The 17884-nt window shown below is 70.3% G+C and carries 15 protein-coding genes and 2 pseudogenes; 13 read left to right on the top strand and 4 right to left on the bottom strand.

Translation table 11 applies throughout. From position 1 onward, the window contains the following. The first annotated feature begins 254 nt into the window (after positions 1-254). Positions 255-2672: an FxSxx-COOH system tetratricopeptide repeat protein gene (gene fxsT / locus AB0B40_RS21990; RefSeq protein WP_362265092.1), complete on the top strand. Its 2418-nt coding sequence runs from the start codon at positions 255-257 to the stop codon at positions 2670-2672. 35 nt (positions 2673-2707) lie between these two features. Here the strand turns inward: fxsT and AB0B40_RS21985 are convergent, their stop codons facing one another. Beyond that, complete coding sequence (locus AB0B40_RS21985) at positions 2708-3505, bottom strand: alpha/beta hydrolase (RefSeq protein ID WP_345046284.1); 798 nt, start codon at positions 3503-3505, stop codon at positions 2708-2710. Positions 3506-3541: 36 nt separating this feature from the next. On the opposite strand from AB0B40_RS21985, the gene AB0B40_RS21980 reads away from it, so the two are divergent. From AB0B40_RS21980 to AB0B40_RS21970, 3 genes are all read left to right on the top strand, one after another. Then, positions 3542-4162, top strand: coding sequence for a TetR/AcrR family transcriptional regulator (locus tag AB0B40_RS21980; protein WP_362265090.1), 621 nt, complete (start codon positions 3542-3544; stop codon positions 4160-4162). A gap of 380 nt (positions 4163-4542) precedes the next feature. Then, complete coding sequence (locus AB0B40_RS21975) at positions 4543-7008, top strand: FG-GAP-like repeat-containing protein (protein ID WP_362265088.1); 2466 nt, start codon at positions 4543-4545, stop codon at positions 7006-7008. A gap of 282 nt (positions 7009-7290) precedes the next feature. Next, positions 7291-8094: a maleylpyruvate isomerase family mycothiol-dependent enzyme gene (locus AB0B40_RS21970; protein WP_362265086.1), complete on the top strand. Its 804-nt coding sequence runs from the start codon at positions 7291-7293 to the stop codon at positions 8092-8094. Between the two features lie 344 nt (positions 8095-8438). On the opposite strand, the gene AB0B40_RS21965 is transcribed toward AB0B40_RS21970, so the two are convergent. Continuing rightward, positions 8439-8960 (bottom strand): tetratricopeptide repeat protein, encoded by a 522-nt coding sequence (locus tag AB0B40_RS21965; protein ID WP_362265084.1) that lies wholly within the window; start codon positions 8958-8960, stop codon positions 8439-8441. 35 nt (positions 8961-8995) lie between these two features. Between AB0B40_RS21965 and AB0B40_RS21960 the strand changes: the two are divergent. The 4 genes and pseudogenes from AB0B40_RS21960 to AB0B40_RS21945 all read left to right on the top strand — a co-directional run. Beyond that, positions 8996-9338, top strand: a pseudogene (locus AB0B40_RS21960) (transposase family protein); the annotation flags it as partial. A gap of 87 nt (positions 9339-9425) precedes the next feature. After that, on the top strand, positions 9426-10298 hold the full coding sequence (locus tag AB0B40_RS21955) for an AraC family transcriptional regulator (RefSeq protein ID WP_345046277.1): 873 nt from the start codon (positions 9426-9428) through the stop codon (positions 10296-10298). Between the two features lie 26 nt (positions 10299-10324). Beyond that, positions 10325-10521 (top strand): annotated as a pseudogene (locus AB0B40_RS21950) (transposase); the annotation flags it as partial. A gap of 140 nt (positions 10522-10661) precedes the next feature. Beyond that, positions 10662-11783 carry a S8 family peptidase gene (locus tag AB0B40_RS21945; RefSeq protein WP_362265081.1) on the top strand — a complete coding sequence of 374 codons (1122 nt, stop codon included), beginning with the start codon at positions 10662-10664 and terminating at the stop codon, positions 11781-11783. A 239-nt stretch (positions 11784-12022) separates the two neighbouring features. Here the strand turns inward: AB0B40_RS21945 and AB0B40_RS21940 are convergent, their stop codons facing one another. Together AB0B40_RS21940 and AB0B40_RS21935 are read right to left on the bottom strand one after the other, a co-directional pair. Then, the gene (locus tag AB0B40_RS21940; protein ID WP_345046274.1) at positions 12023-12661 is read right to left on the bottom strand and encodes a response regulator transcription factor; all 639 of its coding nucleotides are present in this window, start codon (positions 12659-12661) and stop codon (positions 12023-12025) included. Continuing rightward, complete coding sequence (locus AB0B40_RS21935; RefSeq protein ID WP_362265079.1) at positions 12658-13878, bottom strand: sensor histidine kinase; 1221 nt, start codon at positions 13876-13878, stop codon at positions 12658-12660. Before AB0B40_RS21935 ends, AB0B40_RS21940 begins: the two co-directional genes overlap by 4 nt. A 172-nt stretch (positions 13879-14050) precedes the next feature. Between AB0B40_RS21935 and AB0B40_RS21930 the strand changes: the two genes are divergently transcribed. The 5 genes from AB0B40_RS21930 (at position 14051) to AB0B40_RS21910 (ending at position 17865) form a co-directional block, all read left to right on the top strand. After that, complete coding sequence (locus tag AB0B40_RS21930) at positions 14051-15139, top strand: ABC transporter permease (protein ID WP_362265078.1); 1089 nt, start codon at positions 14051-14053, stop codon at positions 15137-15139. Beyond that, positions 15136-15819, top strand: a complete 684-nt coding sequence (locus tag AB0B40_RS21925; protein ID WP_362265076.1) for an ABC transporter ATP-binding protein — start codon at positions 15136-15138, stop codon at positions 15817-15819. The genes AB0B40_RS21930 and AB0B40_RS21925 overlap by 4 nt, the downstream gene beginning before the upstream one ends. An 82-nt stretch (positions 15820-15901) precedes the next feature. Continuing rightward, complete coding sequence (locus tag AB0B40_RS21920) at positions 15902-16600, top strand: helix-turn-helix domain-containing protein (protein ID WP_345046268.1); 699 nt, start codon at positions 15902-15904, stop codon at positions 16598-16600. A 31-nt stretch (positions 16601-16631) separates the two neighbouring features. Further along, positions 16632-17204, top strand: coding sequence for a DUF3291 domain-containing protein (locus tag AB0B40_RS21915; RefSeq protein WP_345046267.1), 573 nt, complete (start codon positions 16632-16634; stop codon positions 17202-17204). 169 nt (positions 17205-17373) lie between these two features. Next, positions 17374-17865 (top strand): MarR family winged helix-turn-helix transcriptional regulator, encoded by a 492-nt coding sequence (locus AB0B40_RS21910; RefSeq protein ID WP_345046266.1) that lies wholly within the window; start codon positions 17374-17376, stop codon positions 17863-17865. Positions 17866-17884: the final 19 nt, after the last annotated feature.

The raw sequence follows: 17884 nt of genomic DNA, 5'->3' as shown, positions 1-17884 counted from the left end.
GAGATCGGCAGCGATCGGGGTGGGCACTTCCGGTGGGGCCTCGATGGGGATCAAGACGAACTCGGGCTTCGGCAACTGCGGCAGGGGCTGGTGTCGGCGTTACTACGAGTCTTGCAACCTTCCGCGCAGGTGGTCCCGGTTTGGGCATGCTGATGGCGGTGGACCGGGGGGCGACTATGGGGCGTAGGCAGAGTGCGTGGGCCGGGTCGGCTGTGGCGGGGACGGCTGCAGTCGTGGCGGCGGGGCTGGGGCCGGTGACCAATTACGCCAGTGCCACCGTGCCGGGGTGGGCGGCTCACGCGTGGGTGATCTGGCCAGTGTTCGCCGTGCTGGTGACCGCCAGCGTCGGGCTGATGCTGTGGAGCCGACGGCTGGATGCCGCAGCAGGACCGCCGGTGCGGCTGGGACCAGCGGGCCGATCGGCCTGGAGCCGGCAGGATTCCTTACATCCTCCGCATGTGGAGCGCGTGCGTGGACGTGAGGCCGAGCTGGCCGAGCTGGCAGGCATGCTGCGGTGGCCGCAAGGACGGTTCGCGGTGTTGTGCGGGGCTGGCGGGATGGGCAAGACGACGGTAGCCGCGCAGTTCGCTGCCCAAGCCGACGCGGCGGGCTGGCGCGTGTTTTGGGTGCGCTGGCGTGATGCCGCCGAGCTGGCGCAGCAGATGGTGCAGGTGGCCCTGGCCTGCGGGCTGCCCGAGGCAGAGTTGGATTCCGCGCGAGCCGGGCGGGTGAGTCTGCCCGATGCAGTGTGGCGGCAGTTGGGTCGGGCGCGGCGGTGGCTGCTGGTGTTGGACAACGCCGACGAGCCGCAAGAGATCGGCCCGGTAGGGGAGCCGTTGGCTGACTACCGCGGTTGGATCCGCCCGCACGGCCGAGGCCTGCTGGTGATGACCAGCCGGGACAGCAGCCCGCAGACCTGGGGGCCGCGTGCCCGGCTACTGCCCTTGACGCCGCTGCCCGCACAGCCTGCAGGCCAGATCCTGGTCGACGTCGCTCCCGCTGCTGGCACAGCCGAGCAGGCTCGGGACCTGGCCGTGCGGCTCGGCGGCCTCCCGCTGGCGCTGCACGCGGCCGGCACCTACCTGGCCGGGCCCACCAGCCGCTACCGCACCTTCACCACCTACTGCCAGGCCCTGGAGCATGAACTGCCCCTCCTATTGGGAGCCGAACACCCGGACGCCTCCCATCCGCAATTTGCCCGCACCGTGGTGCGGCACACCTGGGAGGTGTCCCTGGACCAGCTCGCCAGAGAAGGCAACGCTCTGGCCCGCCCCGTGTTGCGACTGCTGGCAATACTGGCCGAAGCTCCCATCCCGCTGTCCCTCATCACCCCGGACTTGCTGTCTGCCGTCACCGGAGACGACGTCACCGTCACAGCATTGGATGCTGCGTTTGCGGGTCTGCACCGGTATGGCCTGCTTGACCTTCCTGACTCTTCCGGCAACGCCGGGTTGGCATCGGGCATCAGCGGCCCGACGCAGGTGGTGCTCCACCCCTTGATCCGAGAGATCAATGCCGTCGCGCTAGCGGCCGAGGCACCCGATCTCGCCACCTGGCACCGAGCCCTTGCCGAGCGGCTGACCGCGGCCGTGCACGAGGTGGACGAGCAGGGGCGCGCCGCCTGGCCTGCCGCCGTACTCCTCGCCCCTCACCTACCGGTGCTGCTCGACCTCCCGGAACCAAGCTCCGCCACACACCACCGCACCGCCCTCAGCACGCTCGCGCAAGTACTGGAGCACGCCGGCGCCTTCAGTGCAGCCCGCCTGCTTCACGAACGCGTCCTCGACTTCGAGAGCCGCACTCTGGGCCCCCAGCACCCCGACACTCTGACCAGCCGCAACCACCTGGCCAATGCCTTGTTCGGAATGGGCGAGCCGGCTGAGGCGATACGTCTGCTCCGGCAGACCCTGGAGGACCGTAACCGTGTCCTGGGCCCCGCGCACCCTGACACCCTGATCAGCCGTCACGACCTCGCCTGTGCCCTGGACGGGACGGGGCAGCATGCAGAAGCGGTGTCATTGCTGCGGCAGACCCTCGCCGACCGCGTCCGTGTGCTGGGCGTCGTGCATCCGCACACGCTGGCCAGTCGTGACAGCCTCGGTCTCGCCCTGGACGGGATGGGCGAGCATGCGGAGGCCGTCCGCCTGCACCGGCAGACCCTTGACGACCGCATCCGTGTGCTGGGCCCCGAACACCACCTCACCCTGCTCAGCCGCCACAACCTCGCCAGCGCACTGGCCAGGCAGGGTGAGCATGCGGAAGCGGAACGGCTGCTGCAGCAAGCTCTTGACGACCACGCCCGTGTGCTGGGCGTCATGCATCCGCACACGCTGGCCAGTCGTGACAGCCTCGGTCTCGCCCTGGACGGGATGGGCGAGCATGCGGAGGCCGTCCGCCTGCACCGGCAGACCCTTGATGACCGCATCCGTGTGCTGGGCCTCAACCACCCCGACACCCTGACCAGCCGCCACAACCTCGCCGGCGCACTGGCCAGGATGGGGGAGCAGGAGGAGGCGGTACGCCTGCTACGACAGACCCTCGCTGACCGCGCTCGTGTGCTGGGCCCTGAGCACCCGCACACCGTGCGCACCCGCGACGACCTGGAGACAGCTTCGGCTGCCCGGCGTGCTGCGCAACGGCGACAGACCTGGTCGCGTCCCTCGCGACGCTAGGGCCCCGGAGAGAGGTGCGTCGGCATGGGTGCCCATCAGATGGCGGCGAGGGTGTTGAGCAGGTGGCCAAGTTCTGCCGGCGCCTGCATGTGGGCCAGGTGGCCCTGGCCGGGGAGTTCGTGGACTCCGGCGTGAGCGACGTGCTGCCGCACGTTGTCGAACGACGTTCCGTAGGGGGCTGTTCCGCGGTTGCGCTGGCCGATGATCAGGTCGACTTGATCTGCCTGTCGCGCCATCACATCCGGAGGCGGCGTCGCGTTGAGCGCGCCGAGTTCGGCGTACAGCGGTCCGCTCAAGCGACGCAAGATCGCCCAACCGTGATGATCGGCCCGAAGATCCTCGACATGCGCAGCGGAGAAGCCGGAGATCCGCCGATTGACGATCTCGACGCAGCGATCCCAGTCCGCCGTCTCCGCTGCGACCTTCAGGTCCGGCAGTGCATGACGTCCGAATGGCCGCATCACCGGCTCGTAGGCGATCACCTGGGGAATCGGGCGATCGTTGGCGGTCAGCAAGGCGATCAAGCCGCCGTAGCTCCAGCCGAAGAGTGCCCTCGTGCTGTCGAACTCGTCAAGGACCACGCCGAGGTCCTCAACCTCTGTCCGCAGTGAGTACGAGTTGGTCAACGGCCCTGAGGAAGTACGTCCCCGGCGGTTTACGACTATTACTGAGGGCCAGGCGTCGATGGCGCCCGCAACACGGCGCCACGTATGCGCATCGCTCATCACGCCCGGGACGACGACGAGGCTCGGGGCATCCGGCTCGCCGTACACATCGACCGTGACCCAGCTGTCCCCGCCGACCGACAGCCTCTTCTGAATCGTTCGCTCCATAAATCTATTATGGAGCGAACGATCTACAATGCAAGCGTGACCGAACGCAACCGTGGACGACCACGAGCCTTCGACCGCGACCGTGCGGTCCTTGACGCCGCTCGCCTCTTCTGGCGGCGCGGCTACTCCGGCACCTCGACCCGCACCCTGACCGCGGCCCTCGGGCTTTCCACCTCTAGCCTCTACGCCGCCTTCGGCAGCAAGGCCGGACTGTTCGAGGAAGCGGTGCGGACCTACGCCGAGCGTTACCGCGAGATCTACCAGCAGGCTGTCGCCGAGAAGGACATCCAGAGGGTCATCGAACGCATCCTCACCGACTCGGTCCACGAGTTCACCCAGCCAAGCGACACGCATCCCGGATGTCTCATCAGCAGCGCCGTGATGACCGACAGCACGAGCACGCTCGATACCAGCGCCTACGTCGCCGAACTGCACAGCTCGAACGAGCAGACCCTCCTCGTGCGCATCGAACGAGCGATCCAGGACGGGGAACTGGCCGCGGGCACCAACGCAGCGGTCCTGACCGGGCTCATCCAATCCGTCTGGCACGGATTGTCAGTGCGGTCCAACGTCGACACGGCCCGCGAGGACCTGCTCGCGACGGCACAACTTGCTCACCAGCTGATCTGCCAACAACTCACGTCACCAACGTCCTGAACCGCAACACCGTATCCCCACCACTGACCACCATCGCCTCCACGCTCACACCAATTCCCGCAGGTCAAAATCCCGCAGCCGCCCGGACGTTACGCGCCCCTAACCCCCGAATCAGCGCACTTACCTCAATGGCTAGAAAATGGCCGGGGCCCGGCCGGGAGGGAGACGCGACTGACCACGCGGCTCATCGATCCCGTGGGCGGCTGGAAGAGGCCTCATGCGACATGGGCGTGCGCCGATCCACCAAGGGAGCTTGCCGATCCGGCTTGCAGCCGGGTGAAGTACGCCCTTTGATCAAACTCCTTCACGATTCGCTCACGAACCGCCTATGGTGCCCATCGGGGGGCGAACGGCCCCTACGGGGAGGGGAATCCACACACATGGGCAGATCAGCGCTGCCGTCGCGCCGTCGTGCGGCGGCCACCGCACTCGTCACCGTCTCGCTCGCCCTCGCGGGCAGCGCGCTCCCGGCCGTACCGGCGGCCGCGGCGACCGTGCAGCCGCCGTGGAGCAGCCCGGCGTCGCTGTACGGCTACAAGTCCGAGGTCCAGGACGTCGTCATCACCAGGAACGGCACCGCCGTGGCCGTCTGGACCCAGTACACGACCGGCGTCCTCCACTGGGCGACGCGCCCCGCGAACAGCGAGACGTGGACCACCCGGGTCCTGGCCTCCGAGACGGTCAGCGAGGCGCGCCTCGCGGCCCGGCCGGACGGTTCGGTCGCTGCGGTGTGGACCACGACCGACCACATCGCCTCCGCCACCCTGGGCGCCGGACAGTCCGCCTGGTCGCAGCCCACAGTGATCGCCTCGGACCAGAGCACGGACTTCGACTCCCCCGACCTCGCCGTGGGGCCGGGCGGGACGATCGCCGCCGTGTGGAGCCAGCGCGTGTGGCGGACCGGCAGGAGTGAGGCGTACGCCGCCACCCTGGACGGGGAGGGCACCTGGTCCACCCCGGCGCAGGTCAGCAACGCCGCCGCCTACGCGGGTGTCTCCGGTTACGGGACCGTCGGGCACCCGCAGATCGCCTACGACGGCCAGGGCGGCCTCGTCGTCTCGTACTGGATGAGCGTGAGCTCCCAGTACTACCGGGTGATGACCAACACCAGGCCGTTCGGCACCGACACCTGGCCGACCCCGCAGGAGATCACCGCGGCCACCCACGTTCCCACGCTGGCCTCCGCCCCGGACGGCTCGGTCCACCTGGTGTGGCAGGACGCGAACGGCACCTTCCAGATCATGCGCCGCGCCGGCGCGGCCTCCGCGTGGAGCCAGCCGCAGACCGCCGCGACCGCCGTCGGCGAGCCCGCCGAGGTTCCGGAGCCGCTGGTCGGGCCCGACGGCGATGTCACCCTCGTCTGGACCGACCGGGCCACGGGCGCGGACGCCGTACGGACCACCACCTTCGACAGCGCCGACGGCACCTGGTCGGCGTCCAGGACGCTGTCCTCCGGTGACGACCAGTACACGTCCGACGCGGTCATCGCCCCCGACGGCTCGGTCCATGTGCTGTGGCCCGAGCTCGACGCCGACCAACAGCACGAGTCCGTGTGGGAGTCCACCCTGGCCGGCGGGCGGTGGACGTCCGCGCGCCGGGTGGGTGGCGGCCGGTCGGTGCACGTCGAGATCGCGGCGGACGCCGTCGGCTCCGCCACCGCGGTCTGGGGGCCGTCGTCCACCGTCTCCTACGACACGGACGTGATGGCCTCCACCATGGTCTGGCCCACGCTCAAGGTGACGGACAGCACGGTCCCGGCGAGGGTGTTCCTGAACGGCACCAGCTCCTCCGGCGCCGCCTGGAAGCCTTCCTGGACCACCAACTCCGCCGTCGCCTCGTGGACGCTGACGCTCAAGGACACCGCGGGGCGGACCGTCCGCACCCTCACCGGCGACCCCGGCTCCGCCACGACGATCGCCCCGGTCTGGAACGGCCGCACCAGCACCGGCGCGGTCGCCGTCAACGGCAGGCTCACCTGGACGCTGAAGGCCGTCCAGTACGGCTCCGGCACCCCGTCGACGCTGGCGACCGGCACCGTCGCGGTGGCCGGCGGCAGCCCGGCCTTCCGTGACTTCGGCGGCGGTGCCGACATCGTCTCCGACGGCCTCGGCGACCTGCTTCGACTCGACACCTCGGGCAGGGTCCAGTGGCTCCTGGGCACGGGCCGCGGCGACCTGACGGGGGGCGGGATCGGCGGCGGCTGGCCGACGAGCATCAAGGCGGTGCCGTTCGGCGACCTCAACGGCGACCGCTGCAACGACTTCCTCGTCCGCGTCGGCGACGCCCTGCGCGCCTACCGGCCGGGCTGCGGCAACCAGCCGTCGGCCGCCGGCACGCCGTACAAGACGGTCTCCACGACCGGCTGGAAGCAGTACGACGCCCTGACCTACCCCGGTGACGTCACCAAGGACGGCCGCCCGGACCTGATCGCCCGCAACTCCTCCACCGGCGCGGTCTACCTCTACAAGGGCACCAGCACCGGCACCCTCTCCGCGCGCGTGAGGCTGTACGCCGACTGGAAGACGTACAAGAAGGTCGTCGGCGCCGGTGACCTCAACGGCGACGGCATCGGCGACCTGATCGCCCAGGACACCTCCGACAACCTGTACCGCTACTACGGCAAGGGCAACGGCACCTTCGCCGGCCGCGTCAAGATCGCCAGTCGCTGGGGCGGCTCCTACGACGTGGTGGTCGGCGTCGGCGACATCACCGCCGACGGCAAGAACGACCTGATCGCCCGCGACACTGCCGGCAACCTCTACCGCCAGTCCGGCGACGGCAAGGGGGCGTACGGCACCCGCGTCAAGATCGGTAGTGGCTTCAACCGTGCCAGGGGGCTGTTCTGACGGTCCTCCGGTAGTACGGGCCGGAGGCGCGCTGGCCAAGTGCCCGCTCGTAAGCCGTCTTTGGACCTGCTTGTACGCAACAGCGTTGGGTCCGGGATTGCTCTGGGCCTCCGGGTGGCAGGATGCTGCGGGGAAAGGCCGGGGCTGGAGAATGACCGTGGGTGACGCACGGTCGGCGGGGGAGAGGTCCTCCATCATTCTCCGCGGTGGTGAGGGACCGCCCACGATGGCGGCTGTGAAAATCGCTGTCCGATTGTCGGAACGCAGTGATAGGGATTCCGGGTGACAACGACACTCGAGTTCCCTGTTCTCCTGCGGCTGATCGACGAACGGTCGACTGCCTTCCGCGCCGCGGTCGCCTCCGCGCCCAGCCTCGACGTACAGGTGCCGACCTGCCCCGAGTGGACGCTGTTCGATCTGGCGGAGCACATCGGCGAGGGACGCCGCGACTGGGCCGCCACCGTCGCCGCAGGGCCTGCCCCGGCCAAGTCCGCAGCGGAGGGCGCCCCGGCTGCGCCTCGCGAGCGCGAGGCCCTGCTGGCCTGGCTGGCGGAGTCCACGGAGCAACTGCTGGACGCATTGCGGAAGGCCGGCCCGGATCGCGCTTGCTGGGCGTGGTGGGAGACGTTGCAGTCGCCGCATACCTCCGGTGCCGTAGCTCGGCACCAGCTCCAGCAGATGACGGTGCACACGTACGACGCCCAGATCACCATAGGTGCCCCGCAGCCGCTGCCGGACGAGGTGGCGCTGGACGGTGTCGACGAGTTCCTGTCCACCTGCGGCGCAACGTCAAGTGCCTGGCCGCACAAGCCCGCTGTCATCGACTTCCACGCCTCCGAGGGCCGCTCCTGGCGCCTCTCGCTCTCCGCCGACGGCGCACGGAGCACCCGCCTCCCCGGGCCCGGCACCACGCTGGCCACCGCTGCCGGCCAGGACCCGGACGCGGCCGCCGCCTTCTCCTCCGCTCGGGGCACGGCCAGCGAGCTGGTCCTCATGCTGCACGACCGTATCCCGATCGGCTCCCTGAAGCTCGACGGCGACCGACGTCTCTTCGAGCAGCTCAGCGCCTGGGACCCGGATGAGTAGGACGTGACGATGCGCCACCTCGTAGGCCCCGGGGCTGCGAAGCGGCTGACCAAGGCGGCGGCTCACAAGCTGATCGGTGCGCATGGTCGGCACCTGACGCCGTCAGTTCTCAGCGCCGTCCTCGTCGTCATCGAGTCCGGCCGCGGTGGGGAAAGGGACTTGTACGTGGCCCTGACCCGGGCCACCACGCGCCTCTGCACCGTCACCAACCAGCCCGCCCGACGGATCGGCGCCCGCGTCGTCGCCCGGGCGCACCCGGCGCGGTACAGACACGGCCCACGAGCACGGGGCTGTTCGCTGCTCGTGCGTGTTGTACTCGCCCAACCGTTTGATGTGCTCGGTTCTCAGCGGTTCTGGAAGCGCCGGGCCGCAGCCACGAGTTCGGCAGGCAGCGCAGGGCCAGCACACGCGTGATCAATCAGCAGGTCCCGGTACGAGTCGTTCGGCAGATTCGGCGCCAGTTCGACGAGCTCGCTCAGATCGGCACGCGAGCCGGTCAGTCGTGCACGGTAGGCGGCCCCAGCCGCGCGAAGTGAGAGCTCAGTCGGCTGGTGCCTCATCCCCTGATCGATCAGCCGGACCGCAGAGGTGAAGTCGCCCTGTTCAGCACGCACGTCGGCCAGGTCCAGGTAGAGCGACCAGTTGGCCGGTTCCAGGGCCAGAGCGCGCTCGAACGCCGCCAAAGTCTGCTGAAGATCACCCAGCTTGCGCCACGTGCCCGCTCGCACGACCTCCGTCAGCATGATCCGTTCAACGGAGTCCGCCCGGTCGCAGAGGGCAAACGATGCATCGGTGAGACCGCATGCCCGCAGCAAGATCGCCATCTTGGCCAACGCCTCCGGCAACGGCTGGCGGGCAGAGATCACGTCGACGGCTTCGAACCAGGGCCGAAGACGTTCCCGCAAAGTCCGCGGCCGACCGCATCGTCGGGCATCTCGGTCCCGTGCTCGCCCTCCGGCCGCGCAAGCGGTTCCGCAAGGATGCCGTGCTCCAGGTCGTCATCGACGCCGACAGCCGTCTGGTCGTCGTGGTCGGCCGGCCGCTGCGCCGACTGCAAGGCATGGGAGGAATCCGGAGTTGAGGCCGCCGTCGGCCGCACCATGACGATCGCGGACGGCGGCTACCCGGGCACCAGCCTCGTGATGCCCCACCGGCGCCGAAAGGGCGAGGAACTCCCGGACGGGAAGCAGGCACACAACAAGTCCCACAAGCAGGTCCGCGCCCGCATCGAGCACGCTTTCGCCAGCACCCGACCGGAGCGGGCACAGGATGTCGGGTGCGGAAGGCTTGGTGCTTCCTAAGTTGGTGATCGAAAGGGAAGGAGGCCGGGGTTGCTGGATCGGCTGAACCAGGCCATGGAGCACATCGAGGGGCACCTCGACGAGCACATCGAGGTGTCCGCGCTGGCCCGGATCACGGTCACGTCGGAGTACCACTTCCGACGGTTGTTCTCGTCGCTGGCGGGGATGCCGCTGTCGGAGTACATCCGACGCCGGCGGCTCACCGTCGCGGGGGCCGCAGTGCTGGCGGGGGAACCAACCTTGCTGGACATCGCCATCCGCTACGGCTACACGTCGGGGGAAGCCTTCGCCCGGGCGTTCCGCGCCGTGCACGGCGTCGGTCCCGGCGAGGCCAGGCGTACCGGCGCGGCTCTGAACTCACAGCCCCGGCTATCCTTCCGCCTCACCGTCGAAGGGAACAGCACCATGCGGTACCGCATCGTGGAGAAGGAAGCATTCCGGGTCGTCGGCAAGAAGGCCCGCGTCCCGCTGATCTACCAGGGCATCAACCCGCACATCGCCGAGCACATCCAGAGCATCGCGCCGGAGACGATGCTGCGGATCGCCGGCTTCTCGCAGGGGGAGCCGGAGGGCGTGGTGTCCGCTACCGTGCGCTTGTCGGACGGTTTCGAGGAGGGCAGTGAACTCGACTACTACCACGCCGTGGTGACCACTGCCGCCGAGTTGCCGGAGGACCTCGACGTGCTGGACTGCCCAGCGGGTACCTGGGCAGTCTTCGAGAACACCGGGCCGTTCCCGCAGGCGCTGCAGCAGATGTGGGGCGACGTGGCCGCCCAGTGGATCCCGTCCAACCCGTACCAGTACCGTCCGGGGCCGGAGATCCTGCGCACACGCCCGTCGCAGGACGACCCGGCGTGGTCCGAGGCGCAGCTGTGGATTCCGGTGACCCGCACGACGGTCTGAGCCGGGCGCCAAGTGACGTTCCGGGGGTGAGGCGCCTCGGCGAGTTGGCGGGGTCCGTTGCCGATGCGTTCGGGTCGTTTCCGGGGCGGGATCAGCGGCGGTGGGGTGAGTGTCGTCTGCGGGCCTGATGCCCGACGGCTGACGCAAGTCGCACCAGCCGGTGGCCGAGCGTCTGCCGGACGGGAACATGCAGGCCCTGCAGCGGTTCCTTGGCCGAACAACAGCTGCAGGCACACGCCGCCGCCGTCACCGCCGCCTCGCGGACGGAAGAGACAGGCGGCGCCAGCGGGTCATGCCGGAACCGCCCCGCCCCCTGTGGCCGTCTTGTGCGCTGACTGTGGACGAAGCAGGGGGGACGTTGTGATGCGGAACACGACCAAGGCCGGTCTCACGGCGGTGGCCATGGCGACGGTGCTCGGAGCCTCGGCATGCGGCGGGGACGCCGACGCCGCGGCCGAGAGCAGCGGCGGGAAGGCTTCCGCGCACGCGGAGCACGGGTCCGTGGCGCCCTCCTGGCAGGCGACGCAGTCCGGCTCGGCGCCGGCGTCTTCCGGCACCCTGGGAAAGATGTCCGGGATCGCGCGGGCCGCGGTGCCGTCCCTCAGCCGGCACGTGCCGTGGAACCTGGACATTCTGGACCAGCGATCGCGGCCCTTGAACGGGAAGCTCACCACCACCGCCACGGGCAAGGGCGTTCATGTCTACGTGATCGATACCGGGATGGCCGTCGCCCACGAGGAGTTCGGCGGACGCGCCCACCTCGGCGCCGACTTCGTGGGCCCCAAGGACTCCGGTGACTGCTTCAACGAGGCAGGGCTCGGCCACGGCACGTTCGTCGCGGGCATCATCGGCGGCACGAAGTACGGGGTGGCCCCCAAAGCGGAGCTCGTACGGGTCCAGGGCATCCTGTGTGAGAGCGAGGGCGGCGGCTCCCCGGCCGCGGCCGAGGCGGCCCTGGTGAAGTCGGTCAAGTGGGTCACCGCGCACGCGCAGAGGCCCGCGGTGGTGAACATGTCGCTCAACCTCGACCACCGGTCGGCGGCCCTGGAGTCCGCTGTGCAGAAGATGGTCGACGCGGGGATCCCGACGGTGGTGTCGGCCGGCAACTTCCATGACGACGCGTGCAAGCACTCGCCGGCCGGAGTTCCCGGCACGATCGTCGTGGCGGCCTCCACCTCGAACGACCGCGCGTGGAGCGACGGCGGCTCCTACGGATCGGGCTACGGACGCTGCGTGGACCTGTACGCCCCCGGCCAGAAGGTGACCGCCGCCCTCGCCGGCGGTGGTACGACCACGGAGGACGACGGGGCGACATCCTGGGCCGCACCGCATGCGACCGGCGTGATCGCGCTGTACCTGTCGACGCATCCCCATGCCACGGCCGACGAGGTCCACGTCTGGCTCGACCACACGGCCACCCGGGGTGTCGTGCGCGGCGTCCGCTCCGACACTCCCAACCGGCTGCTCAACACGGGCGGGCTCTGACCTCCCCGGCCGCGCCGGGCGCACGGTCACCCCGACGCCGTTCAGCGCCGTGCCGACCGGTCAGGCAACCGCCGGTCCCTGTGCCTGGATGCCTTCCGCAAGCGTCGCAACGCGGTCGCACGCTGGTTTCACCGTCTCGAGCAGTCGCGGTGACGGCGGAGTCGCAGGAAGTTGCATGAGATGGATCAGGTGCGGTGTCCCAGGAGGATTCTGCGACGGGTGCAGGGTCTGGTTTCCGGTCAGCGGCGGATGAGGCCGAGGTCGGTGGCGGTGGCGACGGCGGCGGTGCGTGAGTCGACACCGAGTTTGGTGTAGACACGGGCGAGGTGGGACTTGACGGTGCCCTCCGTGAGGTGGAGGCGGCGGCCGATGGCCTGGTTGGACAGGCCGTCGGCGACCAGGGCGAGGACTTCGGTCTCCCGCCGGGTCAGAGCGGTGCCGGGCATGCGCAGCCGGTTCATGAGTCTTTCGGCGACCCTGGGGGCCAGGGCGGTGCGGCCGGCGGCGGCGGTGCGCACGGCGGCGGCCAGGTCTTCGGGCGGGGCGTCCTTGAGGAGGTAGCCGGTGGCGCCGGCTTCGATGGCGGGCAGGGTGTCGGCGTCGGAGTCGTAGGTGGTGACGACCAGGACGCGGGGGGAGCCCGCCCGGGCGGTGATCCGGGCGGTGGCTTCGGCACCGCCCATGCCCTTGCCGAACTGCAGATCCATGAGAACGACGTCGATGTCGCCCTCGGCGGCACGGGCGACGGCGTCCTCCGCGGTGGCGGCCTCGGCCACGACGACGAGGCCGGGCTCGGTTTCCAGCACGGCGCGCAGCCCGGCCCGGACCACGGGGTGGTCGTCGGCCAGAAGCAGGCGAACAGGGGTCGGGTCGGTCACGAGCGGGCCTCGGGCGTGCTGTCGGCGGTCGGGGTGAGGGGGAGCCGGGCGGCCAGGGTGGTGCCGTGGCCGGGGGTGGATGTGATGGTCAGGGCGCCGCCCAGGGAGTGCACGCGGGCGCGCATGGCCGCCAGGCCGAAGCCGCCGCCTTCGGGGTCAGGGGTGGGCGGCCGGTCGGGATCGAAGCCCGTGCCGTCGTCGACGACGCCGAGGGCGACGTGGTCGTCGCCGTAGCCGAGGGTGATCTCGGCGGTGGTGGCGTGGGCGTGGCTGACGGTGTTGGCGAGGGCGGACTGGGCGATACGCAGAAGGGCGACTTCGTGCGCGGTGGCGAGCGGGACGGGGTCGCCGGTGAGGCGGAAGCGCGCGGTGATCCGGTGGCGGGAGCCGGCGGTGCTGCACAGGCGCTCCAGGGCACCGGCCAGGGTGGTGTCTTCCAGTGCGGGGGGAGTGAGGGCCGCGACGAAGCGACGGGCCTCGGCGAGGTTGTCCACGGCTGCCTGGCGGGCCGCATCGACGTGGCGGCCGGCGGCATCGGGGCGGCCGGGCAGGGCGCGTTCGGCGGCGCGCAGCAGCAGCTGGATGCTGGAGAGCCCTTGAGCGAGGGTGTCGTGGATCTCGCGGGCCAGGCGTTCGCGTTCGGCGAGCACTCCGGCGGTGTGCTGGGCCTGGGCCAGGTCGGCGCGGGTTGCCGTGAGCTCCTCGATCAGGCGTCTGCGCTGTTCGCTCTCGCGGTACAGGGCCTGGTACGCCCACACCACTGCGACGGCGACGGCGGCGCCGAGCGCTGGGCCGATCGCCATGGCCGCGCTGAAGTAGTGCTGGTGGGCAGCGAAACCGGCGATGGCCGCCGCCGCGGTGGCGGTCACAGCCGCCAGTCCGGCGCGGCGTGGCAGCAGATGGAGCTGGAGGAAGTACAGCGGGAACGCCACCCACACCCCGTCGGAGGACAGGGCCAGCAGCACCAGCCATACGACGCCTACGGCGGCCAGCCACAGGGCGGCGGCCCGCCGGGAGCGGCGGACGCTGGGCAGGAGCGGCCCGGCCGCGTACACCGCAGCGCAGGCAGCCGCAGCGGCGACGGTCGACCCGGCGTGGGACTGACTGCCGGCGACGGCCCGGCCGGCGGCCAGGGTGAGCAGGCCGATGATCAGCAGGTGCAGGCACCAGGCCAGGGTCCGGGTGGTGGGGGTCAGGGCGGGGGCGGAGGTGTTCACAGTGCCCTCCAGGCTACGAGGGCGTGTTCCCGGGTGCCTCCATCGAAAGTTAGAGGGCGCGTGCTGTCGTTCGGCCCGTGAACTGCCCTCCTGCGCCGGACGCGCACACAGGGGGCCGGCGGCGACGGTGGAGTCACACCGCTTCCGCCACCGGAAAGGACAGGCCAAGGCCGTGTTCGTCGCCTGGAGAGACCTGAAGTTCGCCAAGGGGCGCTTCGCCCTGATGGGAACCGTCATCGTACTGATCACCCTGCTCGTCGGGCTGCTGTCCGGGCTGACGGCCGGCCTGGGCCGGCAGAACACGTCCGCGATCACGGGACTGCCCGCCGACAAGATCGCCTTCCAGGCTCCCGCCGACGGTGAGGACCCGTCGTACGCCAACTCCAGCGTCACCCAGAAGCAGTGGCAGCGGTGGTCCAAGGCTCCTGGGGTCGAGAGCGCCGAACCGCTCGGGATCACCATCACCAGGGCCATGGCCGGGCACCACAGCATCGCCGTCTCCCTCTTCGGCGTCCAGGCCGACTCCCGCCTGGCCCCGGACAGCAGCAAGATCGACGACGAGTCGGTGGTGCTGTCCGCCACGGCCGCCGATGACCTCGGCGTGCGGACCGGCGACCGCCTGATCCTGGCCGGGCGGCGGCTGGAGGTTGCCGCGGTGCGGGGCGACGCCTACTTCAGCCACACCCCGGTCATCTGGACCAGCCTCACCGTCTGGCGGAAGAGCGCACCACCCAGGAGTGACGGTGACGGCCCGACCGCCACTGTCGTCGCTCTGAGCACCACCTCCAAGGCCGACGTGGCGGCCACCGACCGGCAAGCCGACACCAAAACCGTCTCCACCCACGACTCGCTGTCCGCGATCGGCTCCTACACCTCCGAGAACGGCTCCCTGCAGCTGATGCGAGGATTTCTGTTCGCCATCTCCGCCCTCGTCATCGGTGCCTTCTTCACCGTCTGGACCATCCAGCGCAGCGGTGACGTCGCCGTCCTCAAAGCCCTCGGCGCCTCCACCGCCGACCTGCTCAAGGACGCTCTCGGCCAGGCCGTGGTCCTGCTCGTCGGCGGCACCGTGATCGGCACCGGTGTCGCCACGGGCCTGGGAGCCCTCGTCGCCGGCAGCGCCGTGCCCTTCGTCCTCACCGCCGGCACCGTCCTGATCCCGGCCACGGTGATGATCGCCCTCGGCGTCCTCGGTGCCGCTCTGTCCATCCGCCGGATCACCTCTGTCGACCCGCTGACCGCCCTGGGGAGCGCCCGATGAGCCTCGAGCTGACCGACATCACCCTCACCTACCCCGACGGCGACACCCGGCTCACCGCCCTCGACCACGTCAACCTGAAGGTTCGTCAGGGCAGCCTGACCGCCGTGGTCGGCCCCTCCGGCTCCGGCAAGTCGAGTCTCCTGGCCGTGGCCGCAACCCTCGTCACACCCGACGCCGGCACCGTCACCATCGACGGCACCCCTGTTACCGGCCTCACCCGGGGCGAGCTGACCGCCCTGCGCCGCCACAAGATCGGCATCGTTTTCCAGCAGCCCAACCTGCTGCCGTCCCTCACCGCCGCCGAACAACTTCAGATCATGGCCCGGATCGACGGCCGCAAGCCCCGCACTGCCCGAATCCGGGCCATGGAGCTCCTCGACGCGGTCGGCCTTGCCGGCCAGGCCGGCCGCCGGCCCCACCAGCTCTCCGGCGGCCAGCGCCAGCGCATCACCATCGCCCGCGCCCTGATGAACGACCCCACCGTCCTCCTGGTCGACGAACCCACCAGCGCCCTCGACCACGAACGCGGCGCCGCCGTCATCGGCCTGATCACCCGGCTCACCCATCAGCAGGGCACCGCCACCGTCCTGGTCACCCACGACCGCACCCACCTCACCGCCGTCGACCAGACCGCCGAAGTCCACGACGGCAGGCTCACCCTCGCGGCAACGGCCTCGTGACCTGTGCAGCACGCCGGTGCGCGCGGACCGTACCGATCCCCGCCCTTCTATATCCAACCTGTGTTGTTCCTACACTGGCCGGATGGAGGACATCGAAGCGATCGCGGCGTTGCAGGATCCGGTGCGGCGCCGTCTGTACGAGTACGTGGCGGCGCAGGGCCGCGAGGTCGGCCGCAACGAGGCTGCCGAAGCGGCCGGGGTGGCGCGCACGCTTGCCGCGCACCATCTGGACAAGCTGACCGAGGTCGGGCTGCTGGAGAGCGGTAGCCGCCGCCTGACGGGCCGTTCGGGGCCGGGGGCGGGCCGCCCCGCCAAGGTGTACACGCGGGCGCGTGCCGAGCGGGCGGTGTCGCTGCCCGCACGCGACTACCGCACCGCCGCCGAGCTGCTCGCCGAGACCGCCGAGCGGGCCGGCCTGGATGTAGAGCTCCGTGCGGCCGCGCGCCGCCGGGGTGAGGCCCTGCGCGGCTCGGCAGCGCCATGCGGCGGCCTTGAAGAGGCCGCGGAGTTGCTGGCTGCCCGCGGCTACGAACCGCGCCTGGAAGGCGCTGAGGACACCGAAGGCGTCGAGAGGGCGTCCGACGCCACCGCGCGCGTCGTGCGCATGCGCAACTGTCCCTTCCATGCCGTCGCCGACCGCTTCCCGCCGCTGGTCTGCGGCATGAACCTCGCCCTGCTCGAGGGGCTGCTCGGTACGGACGGTCCTGTCCGCGCCCGCATGGACGCCCGGCCCGGGGAGTGCTGCGTGGTGATCGAGGATTCTAAAAACAACTGTCATTGACATAGAAGTTGGGCCATGCTGGGATGAGGCCATGACCGCATCCACGCGTGCCGCCCACCTCGCCCAACTCAACGTCGCCACGCTCCGCCACCCCCTCGATGACCCCCGTATGGCGCCCTTCGTCGAGATGCTCGACCCGGTCAACGCCGCGGCCGACGGCACACCCGGCTTCGTGTGGCGGCTCGTGGAAGAGGGGGAGGCCGACGCCACGGGCCTGCGCCCCGCGGGCGAGAACGTCATCGTCAACCTGTCGGTGTGGGAGACCCGGCAGGCCCTGTGGGACTTCACCTACCGCAGCGGCCACCTCGAGGCGATGCGGCGACGCCGCGACTGGTTCGAGCGGCACGTCGAAGCGCACTTGGTCCTCTGGTGGGTCCCGGCCGGTCACCTCCCGACGGTCGGCGAGGCCATGGAACGGCTGGCGGACCTGCGGGCAAACGGACCGTCCCGCCGCGCGTTCACTTTCACCTCCTCCTACACCGCCGCGGAGGCCTACACCGCCGAGGAGGCCGCCCAGCACCTTCAGGCCGTGCCGCCGGCACAGCCCGGGCACGTCACCGGGAGCGCGCGACCGACGCCGACCGGGGACACGGCACCGGTCTAGGTTCTGTCTCTTCGGTCTGCACCGAGGGATCCCAACTATGGTCAAGGCAGGGTGGATTGGTCTCAATGACGAGCCCTCCAGTGCGCCTGGCCAGGCTGCACAGTGCTTGAGGCAGAGATCCAACGTTCGACAGTGTCCACGTGCACGAGGGCGGTGTAGCGTCGCGATCATGAAACCGTTAAGCGGCAGCATCACTGACCAGGCGCCGGCTGATCCGGCCGCCACAGACAACATGTTGGCCAGCCAGCCCATCGGCTATTGGGCGGGCCTTGTCCACGAGGCAGTGACCCGGCGTCTGCGTGACGCCATGGCCAGGATCGACGTCACCCAGCCGCAGTACTGGGTACTCAACCGGGTAACCGGCGGGCCCACGGCACCCAGCCGTCAAGAGGTGATTGTCCAGCTGACCCCTCTCGCGGGCGGGCAGTACGAGATTCCTCGGGTCATTGACCAGTTGCTGCACCGAGGCTGGCTACGGATCGACGCTGACCAGAACCTGCGCCTCACCGATGCCGGCGAGGCTGCCAGGGTCCGGCTGCGCGGGCTGGCCACAGAGCTGCGGGCGGAGGTCCACAAGGACATCAGTGACGAGGAGTACGTGGCCGCACTCAAGGTGCTGCGCACGATGATCGCCAACGTCCAGGGAGACGGGAGCTCCTAGCTGCTTCGTTGCGGTTTCG

It is taken from the genome of Streptomyces sp. NPDC042638 (genome assembly GCF_040647235.1).
Classification (GTDB): Bacteria; Actinomycetota; Actinomycetes; order Streptomycetales; family Streptomycetaceae; genus Streptomyces; species Streptomyces rameus.
Note: the sequence above shows the minus strand (reverse complement) of the source record. Positions and strands in the feature narration are given on the sequence as shown.